Annotated in this window: 9 protein-coding genes and 1 tRNA gene; 5 read left to right on the plus strand and 5 right to left on the minus strand. The window is 64.2% G+C overall.

What is annotated here, in order from left to right; translation table 11 throughout:
• Positions 1-20 precede the first annotated feature (20 nt).
• From FJ424_RS26165 to FJ424_RS26175, 3 genes are all read left to right on the plus strand, one after another.
• A complete protein-coding gene (locus FJ424_RS26165; protein ID WP_181182140.1) occupies positions 21-950 on the plus strand; it encodes an ABC transporter permease in 930 nt (309 codons plus the stop codon).
• A 54-nt stretch (positions 951-1,004) separates the two neighbouring features.
• On the plus strand, positions 1,005-1,685 hold the full coding sequence (locus tag FJ424_RS26170; RefSeq protein ID WP_140657911.1) for an SGNH/GDSL hydrolase family protein: 681 nt from the start codon (positions 1,005-1,007) through the stop codon (positions 1,683-1,685).
• Between the two features lie 296 nt (positions 1,686-1,981).
• Positions 1,982-3,388: an NAD(P)-dependent oxidoreductase gene (locus FJ424_RS26175; RefSeq protein WP_140657909.1), complete on the plus strand. Its 1,407-nt coding sequence runs from the start codon at positions 1,982-1,984 to the stop codon at positions 3,386-3,388.
• Between the two features lie 43 nt (positions 3,389-3,431).
• On the opposite strand, the gene FJ424_RS26180 is transcribed toward FJ424_RS26175, so the two are convergent.
• Together FJ424_RS26180 and FJ424_RS26185 are read right to left on the minus strand one after the other, a co-directional pair.
• Positions 3,432-3,508: transfer RNA gene (locus FJ424_RS26180), tRNA-Arg, on the minus strand.
• Between the two features lie 134 nt (positions 3,509-3,642).
• Positions 3,643-4,806 carry a M20 aminoacylase family protein gene (locus FJ424_RS26185; protein ID WP_140657907.1) on the minus strand — a complete coding sequence of 388 codons (1,164 nt, stop codon included), beginning with the start codon at positions 4,804-4,806 and terminating at the stop codon, positions 3,643-3,645.
• A 221-nt stretch (positions 4,807-5,027) separates the two neighbouring features.
• On the opposite strand from FJ424_RS26185, the gene FJ424_RS26190 reads away from it, so the two are divergent.
• Both FJ424_RS26190 and FJ424_RS26195 read left to right on the plus strand, forming a co-directional pair.
• Positions 5,028-6,194, plus strand: coding sequence for a D-alanyl-D-alanine carboxypeptidase family protein (locus tag FJ424_RS26190; RefSeq protein ID WP_140657905.1), 1,167 nt, complete (start codon positions 5,028-5,030; stop codon positions 6,192-6,194).
• Positions 6,195-6,202: 8 nt separating this feature from the next.
• Positions 6,203-7,324 (plus strand): GTP-binding protein, encoded by a 1,122-nt coding sequence (locus tag FJ424_RS26195; protein ID WP_181167110.1) that lies wholly within the window; start codon positions 6,203-6,205, stop codon positions 7,322-7,324.
• 17 nt (positions 7,325-7,341) lie between these two features.
• Here FJ424_RS26195 and FJ424_RS26200 read toward each other — a convergent pair whose 3' ends face one another.
• The 3 genes from FJ424_RS26200 to FJ424_RS26210 all read right to left on the minus strand — a co-directional run bounded on the left by FJ424_RS26200 (position 7,342) and on the right by FJ424_RS26210 (position 10,114).
• Positions 7,342-7,593, minus strand: a complete 252-nt coding sequence (locus tag FJ424_RS26200) for a sulfurtransferase TusA family protein (protein WP_140657901.1) — start codon at positions 7,591-7,593, stop codon at positions 7,342-7,344.
• 50 nt (positions 7,594-7,643) lie between these two features.
• Positions 7,644-8,939: a murein L,D-transpeptidase family protein gene (locus FJ424_RS26205; protein ID WP_140657899.1), complete on the minus strand. Its 1,296-nt coding sequence runs from the start codon at positions 8,937-8,939 to the stop codon at positions 7,644-7,646.
• A 224-nt stretch (positions 8,940-9,163) separates the two neighbouring features.
• On the minus strand, positions 9,164-10,114 hold the full coding sequence (locus tag FJ424_RS26210) for an acetyl-CoA carboxylase carboxyltransferase subunit alpha (RefSeq protein ID WP_140657897.1): 951 nt from the start codon (positions 10,112-10,114) through the stop codon (positions 9,164-9,166).
• Positions 10,115-10,283 lie beyond the last annotated feature (169 nt).

The raw sequence follows: 10,283 nt of genomic DNA on the forward strand, positions 1-10,283 counted from the left end.
CAGCCGCGCTCACCCATCCTATGATGCGCCGCTTCCTGCGCGTTCCTCCTGCCTACTACGTCTTTGGCGTGCTGCTCCTGGTTCTGTGGATCGCGCGGCCGAACATGCTCAATCTCAACATCATGGGCATATTCGTGCGCCAGATCGTGCCGCTCGGCATATTGGTGCTGGGCCAGCTTCTGGTGATGCGGGTGCGAAGCATCGACCTGTCGGGCGGCGGTGTCATCCTGCTCATCAACTACACCATCTCGTCCGGCGTCTTTCCCGGCGCTTCCATGGCTTTCTTCATTGTCCTGGCGCTGGGCATCGGGCTGGCCGTCGGGTTCTTCAATGGCCTGATGGTCGGGGTGAGGCGGGTCTCGGCCGTCATCGTCACGCTCGCGGTCGGCATCGTCCTGGTCGGGATCGTGCAGTATCTGTCCAGCGGCAAGCCGCCCGGCGATGTGCCCGGCATGTTCGCCGACATCTACAACACCAAGCTCGGGCCCGTGCCGACGCCGGTGATCTTCTGGGTGGTGGTTTCGGTGGTGCTGTCGCTGTTCCTGTCGCGCACGGTCTTCGGCCGCTATGTGACGTCGGTCGGCGAGAACGTGCAGGCGGCGCATTTCTCCGGCGTCCCGGTCGCGCGCACGGTCGTGCTTGCGCATACGCTGGCGGGCTTGTTCGCTGGCATCGCCGCGCTGGTCCAGACGGCTTCGATTGCCGTCGGCAGCGTCCGGGTCGGCCTCGACCTGCCGATCCTGGCGGTCGCCGCGACCATCCTCGGCGGCGTCGTTTTCGGCCGTGGGGAAGGCGGTGTCTGGGGGCCTTTCTTCGGCGTGCTGTCGTTCGCACTGCTGTTCGTCGTGATGACAACCTTCGGCGTCGACGAGCCCGGCAAGCTGATTGCGCAAGGCCTCATCATCCTGCTCGCGGCGATCCTCTACGGCATCAGGAGCAAGTCGAACTGAGCGGCGAGTTCGGGACGGCCAATAGTCAATCGCATAGGGAAATGGATTGGAGACATGACCAAAAGATCGATCCTCTGTTTTGGAGACTCACTGACCTGGGGCTGGATTCCGGTCATCGAGGGATCGCCGACGCATCGCTACGCCTATCAGGACCGCTGGACGGGCGTGATGGCCTCGCATCTGGGCGATGGATATCATGTGATCGAGGAAGGTTTGAGCGCCCGCACGACCAGCCTCGACGATCCCAACGATCCGCGCCTCAACGGCAGCGCCTATCTGCCCTCGGCCATCGCCAGCCACCTGCCGCTCGACCTCGTAATCGTCATGCTCGGCACCAATGACACCAAGTCGTTCTTCCGCCGCACGCCTTACGAGATCGCCAATGGCATGGCCAAGCTCGTCGGCCAGATCCTTACCAGCGCCGGCGGTGTCGGCACGCCCTATCCGGCCCCGCAGGCGCTGGTGGTCGCACCGCCGCCGCTGACCCCGATGCCGCATCCCTTTTTCCAGGGCATGTTCGCCGGCGGCCATGAGAAGACGGCGGCGCTGGCGGCCGAATATCGCGCCATGGCCGATTTCACGAAGGTCGATTTCCTCAATGCCGGGGATTTCATCACCACCGACGGCTGCGACGGCATCCACTTCACTGCGCAGAACAACCGCGGCCTCGGCAAGGCGATAGCGGACAAGGTTCAGGAGATCTTCGCGCGCCAGGCCGATCGCAGGGTTGCCTGAAGGTTCAGGTGTGACGGCGCATCGGCCCCTCCAGACCGATGCGTCGATTGCGGGACCGGCGCGGCACCGCCGGCCCGCAATTTCGGCAGGCCGGTCGTGCGGGTCTCTTCCGGTCATGAAAACCATTAGCGGACCGATCCATGAATTGTTCAGCGGCTTGTCCCTTCCAAGTCAGGGCCGATAGGTTCTAGCTTCCTGAGGCAAATCTCTCGCTTGCGACCCGGATATGCCGCTTCACGTCGTCCATCGGATAACGGATCGGAGTAGCTGGAGGCAGCTGCAGGGAAACGACGTTCATGACATCAGCCAACATTCTGATCTGCGACTTTGTCGGCCTTCGCTTCGGCGCGGACGGCAATCCCGATCACAGCGAGGTCAAGGCTTACATCGAAGCCAAGGGCGATGTGTTCCATCAGACAGGCATCGGCAGCGCTGGCGCCCTCGATCCCGGCAGGCTGCATTTCTTCTACCTGCCGCAATTGAGCACGCGGGAAGAATTGTTGGCCGAGGCTGGCGACGGCCGTTATGACGCCGTGATCGCCGCGGCTACCTTTATTCCGGCCGAGGCCAGGTTCCGCCTCGGCGGCGTGCGCATCGGGACCGGCACCGGCAATATGGGCTCGGCATCCTGGGGCGGGGGCAGCGGAGAGGGCGGCGAAGCGCCGCTTATGAATACGCCGGGCATCAACAGCCGCGCCACCGCGCAAATGGCCATGAAGGCGCTGCTGAAAGTCAGGCCGGATCTTCCCGTGGACAGGCTCAACAGCCTGGTCGCCGGCGGGCAGTTCGATACGGGAAAAGATCTGCGCCATTACCCGACCGAGAAGCTCGAAGGAAAAAGACTGGCGGTGATCGGCTATGGCAACATCGGTCGGGAATTCGCCAGGCTCGGCCAGGCCTTCGGCATGCGGGTCACCATCCATGCGCGGCCCCGTCACCGCAAATGGATCGAGCTGGAAGGCTTCGACTACGCCGCAAGCATGGTGGACGCGGCGCGCGGCGCGGACGCGCTTTCGGTCCATCTCGGCCTGGGCGCTTTCGATGCCGGCCGGCAAAAATACGCCAACGCCGGGCTGATCGGAGACGAGCTGCTTTCCGCTCTCAACCACGGCGCCGTGCTGATCAACTATGACCGCGGCGAGCTGGTCGATGTGGCAGCGCTGGAGCGCGCATTGGAATCGGGCCGTATTTCCCACGCGGCGATCGATGCCGACCTTTTTGCCGACGGCGTCATGCTTTCAGGACCGATGCTGCCTTATCTGAAGCTGGTCGAACGCCATGGCCAGCGTCTGGAACTTCTTCCGCATGCCGCGGCCGACACCGACCATCCCTCCCGTGTCGCGGGCGCCAAGCAGGCGGTCGATCAGATCCGCGCCGCCATCGTCGACCATCGCGTCCACAATCTGAAAGGATCGCTGCCTTCCGGTTTTGTCGACATGGGGGCGAAAGCCCCGCCCGGTATCGGCGGCATCAATCTCCGGCATCTGGCGGCGCTGGCCGACGATCAGGGCGCGGCCGCCGACCTCGCCCGATCAAGCGCTCTCGTTGCCGCGTTCTGGGAACGCATCCTGGCGGCGTCCGAGCAGGAGCGACCGGCGCTGATCGCTTCCGGAGGCGAAGCGTTCGCCGAGGCCGCGAACCGTCTCTCCACACTTATGCGCACGCATCATCTTTCGGGGCCGTTCTCACAAGGATCGACCTGACACCCACCATGCGGCGACTTGCTCGCCAAGCCCTTGAAAAACTTGGTGATCCCGACAGGAATCGAACCTGTGACCTACAGATTAGGAATCTGCCGCTCTATCCTACTGAGCTACGGGACCACGCGGCCAGACACATAGCCGCTTCGGGTCGGTTCGCCAAGGGGCATGCTGACCTACCCATAGGCCGTAATGTCTCGGTGAGGCCGGGCTGAGCCGGCCAAGCATATGGCGGCGGGGCCTTCGCTGCCGGACCGTCAGGCTGCCAGCGCGGTTTCGGCCAGCTTCACCCAATAGCTCATGCCGTGCGGGATGACCTCGTCGTTGAAGTCGTAGGCGGGGTGATGCAGGCCGGCCGAGTCGCCGTTGCCGATGAAGATGAAGGCGCCGGGGCGGGCTTCCAGCATATAGGAGAAATCCTCGCCGCCCATCACCGCCTGGATGGCGCGGTGGACATGGCTGTCGCCGGCGATATCGGCGGCGACATCGCCCGCAAACACGGTCTCCTCGGCATGGTTGAAGGTGACGGGGTAGTTGGCGTCGTAATCCACCGCGATGGTGGCACCGAAGGCGGAGGCGAGCCCGGCGCAGAGCGCGCGAATGCGCTCTTCCGATTTCTTGGCCACTTCCTTCTTCAGCGTGCGCACGGTACCGGCGATCTCGGCGCTTTCGGGAATGACGTTGTAGGCGTCGCCGGCATGGAACTTCGTCACCGACACCACCACGGCCTCGACCGGATCGGTGCTGCGCGAGGCGATGGTCTGCAGCGCGCCGACCAGCTGGCTGGCGATGACGATCGGATCGATCGTGCCGTGCGGCATCGCGGCATGGCCGCCGCGGCCCTTGACGGTGATGGTGAATTCGGCGGTCGCGGCCATGATCGGGCCGGGCTTGATGGCGAACTGGCCGACCGGCAGGCCTGGCATGTTGTGCATGCCGAACACTTTCTCGATGCCGAAGCGCTCCATCATGCCGTCCTTGACCATTTCGTTGCCGCCGCCGCCGCCTTCCTCGGCCGGCTGGAAGATCACCGCCACGGTGCCGGTGAAATTGCGCGTCTCGGCGAGGTATTTGGCGGCTCCAAGCAGCATCGCGGTATGGCCGTCATGGCCGCAGGCATGCATCTTGCCGCGCACGGTCGAGGCCCATGGCTTGCCGGTGATCTCGTCGATCGGCAGCGCGTCCATGTCGGCGCGCAGCCCGATGGTCGGGCCATCGCCCTTGCGACCGCGGATGATGCCGACGACGCCGGTCTTGCCCAGTCCCGTCACCACCTCGTCGCAGCCGAACGCCTTCAGCTTTTCGGTGACGAAGCCGGCGGTCTGGAAGACGTCGAAATTCAGCTCCGGTGTCTGGTGCAGATGTCGTCGCCAGCCGGCGACTTCTTCCTGCATTTGCGCGGCGCGGTTCAGAATCGGCATGATCGTTCCATCTCTTGGTTGATTGACGGCAGTCGGTTCAGATCCGCTGCTCAGCAATTGTGATTATGTTGAACTTTGCCATTTTGGCGTCACATAGGGTAAATAGCACCACAACAATGCGGTCCGGGGTCGAGGGTCGAGCCGCATTTGTGCTGGCGATGGGTAACGAAATCTTACGGACCCAGCGGCGACTACGGCAAGAGGCGATTTCGGATTTGATCATGCGGCAAAGGCATTTCCTCAACCTGTTGCTGGCAGGCGCGCTGGCGCTTCCGGCGCTCGCCGGCGCGGCGCGTGCCAACCCGGTCGTGCTTTTCGACCTCAAGAGCGGCTCCATTCTGGAGCATCAGGACGCGTTCAAGCGCTGGTATCCGGCCTCGCTCAGCAAGCTGATGACGGCCTATGTCACCTTCCGCGCGATCCAGGCGGGCGAGGTGGCGCTCGATTCGCCGATCAAGGTAACGAAGCATTCCGCCGGTGAGCCGCCGAGCAAGATGGGCTTCAAGCCCGGCTCGGTGATGCGGCTCGACAATGCGCTGAAGATGATGCTGGTCAAGTCGGCCAACGACATCGCCATGGCCGTCGGCGAGAATATCGGCGGGTCGCAAGCCGCCTTTGCCGACCGCATGAACGCGGAGGCGGCCAGGCTCGGCATGGTGGGCACGCATTTCGTCAACCCGAACGGGCTCTATTCGCCGGAACAGTACACGACCGCGCGCGACCTTGCCGTGCTGGTGGCGGCGCTGCGCAATGATTTTCCGCAATACGCGCCCTGGTTCTCGATCGAAGGCCTTGCCGTCGGCAAGAGGGCCATCCCGAACTACAATCTGCTGATCGGCCGCTATCCCGGCGCCGACGGCATGAAGACCGGCTTCGTCTGCTCTTCCGGTTTCAACATGATCGGCTCGGCGACGCGCAACGGGCGCACGCTGGTGGCCGTCGTGCTTGGCGAGAAATCGGCGATCAGCCGCGCCGAAGCGGCGGCAAAGCTGCTCGATCTGGGTTTTGAGATGCCGTCGGCCACTTCGACCACGCTTGGCGCTCTCAAGCCCTATGGCGACACGCTGTCGCCCAACGACATGCATGACGAGATCTGCGCGAAGAAACCGAAGGAGGAGCAGTCCGAGGCGGCGCCCGAGGTTGCGGCCAAGGACAAGTCGAAATCGCCCTACCAGGTGAAGCTCGACCACCCGACACTGGTCGCGGTCGGACTCGGCGGCGCCACGGGGCCAGCGCCCAAGGCATTCGTCGACCAGGTCGACCAGAACTATGCCGATGTGCCGCTGCCGATCTGGCGGCCGGACAGACCGGCGCCGGCCGGCGCAGAGCCGCTGGCGACGGCCGCCGCCGGAGCCCAGGGCGACCAGCCCGTCAAAGCTGCCAACTAGCCAAGCTGATGAGCGGCTTTCCCATTCCCGTTTCGGTGCTCACCGGCTTTCTCGGCGCCGGCAAGACGACTCTGCTCAACCGGCTGCTCAAGGATCCGGAGCTTGCCGACACGGCGGTGATCATCAACGAGTTCGGCGAGGTTGCGATCGATCATCTCCTGGTCGAGCAGGCCTCGGACGGCATCATCCAGCTTTCCGATGGTTGCCTCTGCTGCACGGTGCGCGGCGACCTCGTCGACACACTCGCCGATCTCGTCGACCGGCTGCAGACCGGCCGTATCGCGAAACTGGCCCGTGTCGTCGTCGAGACGACGGGTCTGGCCGATCCGGCGCCGGTGCTGCAGTCGATCATGGCGCATCCGGCGCTGGTGCAGGCGTTCCGGCTCGACGGCGTCATCACGCTGGTCGACGCCGTCAACGGCGAGGCCACGCTCGATGCCCATGTCGAGGCGGTGAAACAGGCCGCGGTGGCCGACCGCATCGTGCTGACCAAGGCCGACCTTGCCGACGCGGCCGGGGTCGAGGCGTTGCGGGCAAGACTCAAGCAGATCAATCCGGGCGCCGTCGTGCTCGATGTCGGCGAGGCCGGCGCCGCGGCGCTGTTCAATTGCGGCCTCTATGATCCTGAGACCAAGTCCGCCGACGTGCGGCGCTGGCTTGGCGAGGAGGCGGCGTATGATCAAGATCATCACCATGATCACGACCATCATCACCATGACGGTGACGATGATCATGGCCGCCATCCCCATGCGCATCGCCACGACACGCGGGTGCGTTCGCACTCGCTTGTCCATGACGGCCCGGTGCCGTTCTCGGCGATCGAGATGTTCCTCGACCTTCTGCGCTCGACGCATGGCGAGAAACTCCTGCGCATGAAGGGCGTCATCGAGCTCGCGGAGGACCCCTCGCGGCCGGTGGTCATCCACGGCGTGCAGAAGATCCTGCATCCGCCGGCAAGACTGCCGGCCTGGCCCGATGGCCAGCGCGGCACCAGGCTGGTGCTGATCACGCTCGATATGCCGGATGATTATATCCGGCGGCTGTTCGCCGCCTTCACCAACAAGCCGTCGATCGACACGCCGGACCGCGCGGCGCTGGAAGCCAATCCGCTGGCGATAGCTGGATTGTAAGCCGAAAAGACACCGGCTCAGGCCGCGTTGCCGCGCTCGACCAGGAAGCGGTGGCCGCCGGCGACCGCGGCCGTTTCGACCAATTGGTGACCGGCATCGGCGCAGAAGGCCGGGATGTCGATCACCGCGAGCGGATCGGTGGTCTCGAGCCACAGCCGGGTGCCAGGTCGCATCGCGGCCAGTCGCTTGCGGGCCTTCAGCACCGGCAAGGGACAGTTCAATCCCTTGAGATCGTAGTTGGCGGGCGGCTTTGCCTTTTGTTCATGCATGTCGTTATCCCAAGACCGCCGTCCACTTTTGGGCGACATGCATAAAAATGTCAGCCGCCGAACATGCCGAGCAGCTTCTTCTTCAGCTTCGACACGGTGCCCTGGTCGGCGTCGGCGGCCTGCGTTTCCTGCGCTGGCTGGACGGGCGCGGGTTCGACGCCGGCGGTGACGACCGGCTGCTGCGCGGCCTGCTTGGCGGCCTCCTTCTCGGCCAGCGCCTGCGCCTTTGCCTGTTCCTTGGCGGCCTTGGCCGCCTCGATCGCCGCGAGGCGCTGCTCTTCGGCCTTGCGCTTGGCTTCCTTTTCCGCGTCGGCTGCTGCCATCTTGCGGCCGAGCGGGGAATCTATGCGGCCCATGCGGGTCGTTTCCGTCACCGAGCCGTCGGAATTCATCGAGGGCGGATCGATCGGCACGCGCTCGCCGCGGGCGCGGCGCTTCGACCAGTCGGAAACGATGCTGGCTTCCTTTACGCCGGCAATCGTCGGCTTCGGTGGCGGCGTGCTCGATTTTACGGCCGAATTGAAGGCCGCGTCGTAGCTCTTCTCGTAATTGGCGTAGGCCGTCTTCAACGAATCCGGCTGGGTCGTCGCGGGGCAGGGGCCAGTCGGGTCGAAGCTCGTGCCTTCGGGCGCGACCTGATTGAAGACGTAGCGCTTCTCGCAGACGTCGACCTTCGGCGGCACCTTGGTGATCTCGAAATTGTCGTAGCCGACCTTCAGCATCTTCCAGAATTCGTAATTCGGGTCGCTGCGGTAGCGCGCCATGTTGGCGGCGGTCATGCGGAACGGGAAAGCCTGGACCTGGAACTCGGTCTGGCCGCCCTGGAAGGCGTCGCGGCCGAAGGCATAGATCTGCTCGATCTGGGCGTCGGTCATCGAATAGCAGCCCGACGACGAACAGGCGCCATGAACCATCAGGTTCTGGCCGGTGCGGCCATTGGCGCGGTCATAGGCGTTGGGGAAGCCGATGTTGAAGGACAGATGGTAATTCGAGCGCGGATTCATCTGCGACGGACGCACCGTGTAGAAGCCCTCCGGCGCCTGGCGGTCGCCCTCGGTGTATTTGGGGCCGAGCTTTCCCGACCATTTGCAGATGTCGTAGCTGGCGACGAGATCGTAGCGGCCATTGGTCTTGGCCTTCCAGATCTCCAGCTTGCCTTCTTCCTTGAAGATGCGCGCCATTACCGAGGAGGTGCGCACCATGCCTTTGGCCTTCATGTCGGCGAGGATCTTGTCCGGCAACGGCTTGTTGGCCTCCGGCGCGAAATCCTTCATCGACGAATCATTGCAGCCGGCGACGCCAATGGCGGCGATAAGGACTCCGGTGCGGGCAAGCTTGGCAAACATCGGTACGGCTACGTCTCTTCTTTCGGGCCAACGGCTCTCGGCATGGCTTGACCCGCAGGCTGAACACCGGTGGATCGTAAGCCCGTTAACCTTGAAAATTCCTTACCGCAAGCCTTCGCGACAAATTGGGCCAACCCCTCACGGCAAGTCCATTGAGCCGAATCCGGCGGCATTTTTGTGGCGAAATTGGTCGTTGCCGCCACAGTTTACCGCAAGATGCCCGATTAAAGGCTGCGGCCCATCGCCAGGTACTTCTCGCGGCGCTGCTCGCGGAAATCGGTGTTGGCGCCGGCAAAGTCCTTCATCGTCCTGGCGATGAGGTCGCCGGTGGACGCAATCACCGTCTCCGGCGCGCGCTGGGCGCCGCCCATCGGCTCGGCAATGATGGCGTCGATGATCTTCATCTCGAGAAGATCCTGCGCGGTGATCTTCATGTTGGTCGCCGCGTCCTTGGAGCGCGTGGTGTCGCGCCACAGGATCGAGGCGGCACCCTCGGGCGAGATCACCGAATAGATGGCGTGTTCCAGCATGTAGACGCGGTTGGCGGTGGCAATCGCGATGGCGCCGCCGGAGCCGCCTTCGCCAATCACCACCGAGATCGACGGCACTTTCAGCGACAGGCAAGCCGAGGTCGAACGCGCGATGGCCTCGGCCTGGCCGCGCTCCTCGGCGCCGACGCCGGGATAGGCGCCGGCGGTGTCGACCAGCGTCAGCAGCGGGATCTGGAAGCGGTCGGCAAGCTCCATCAGCCGCACCGCCTTGCGGTAGCCCTCGGGGCGCACCGAGCCGAAATTGTGCTTGATACGGCTTGCCGTGTCGGAGCCCTTCTCCTGGCCGATCACCGCGACGGGCTCGCCGCGGAAACGGGCGAAGCCGCCGACGATCGCCTGGTCGTCGCCGAAATTGCGGTCGCCGGCCAAAGGCGTGAAATCGGTGAACAGCGCCTTGATGTAGTCGACGCAGTGCGGGCGGTCGGGGTGGCGCGCGACCTGCACCTTCTGCCAGGGCGTGAGCGCCTTGTAGAGGTCGCGCAATGCGTCGCGTGAACGCTTTTCCAGCCTGCTGATCTCTTCGGCGACATCGACCGCCTCGCCGTTCTCGGCAAGCTTCTTCAGCTCAAGGATCTTGAGCTCCAGATCCTGCACCGGCTTTTCGAAGTCGAGGTAGTTGTACATGCTTGGGCGGACCGATCCGTCGGAAGGCAATGGCAGGCGGAACCGCTGAAATGCCGGCTCCGGGGGGTGGAACGTCGCCCTCACATAGCGATATGAGGCCTAGTCGGCAAGCGGATGATGATCGTTGACCAGCCGCACCAGCCGCTCCTCCAGCACGTGGGTGTAGATC

Origin of the sequence: Mesorhizobium sp. B3-1-8 (assembly GCF_006439495.1) — a bacterium.
Taxonomy (GTDB): Bacteria; Pseudomonadota; Alphaproteobacteria; order Rhizobiales; family Rhizobiaceae; genus Mesorhizobium.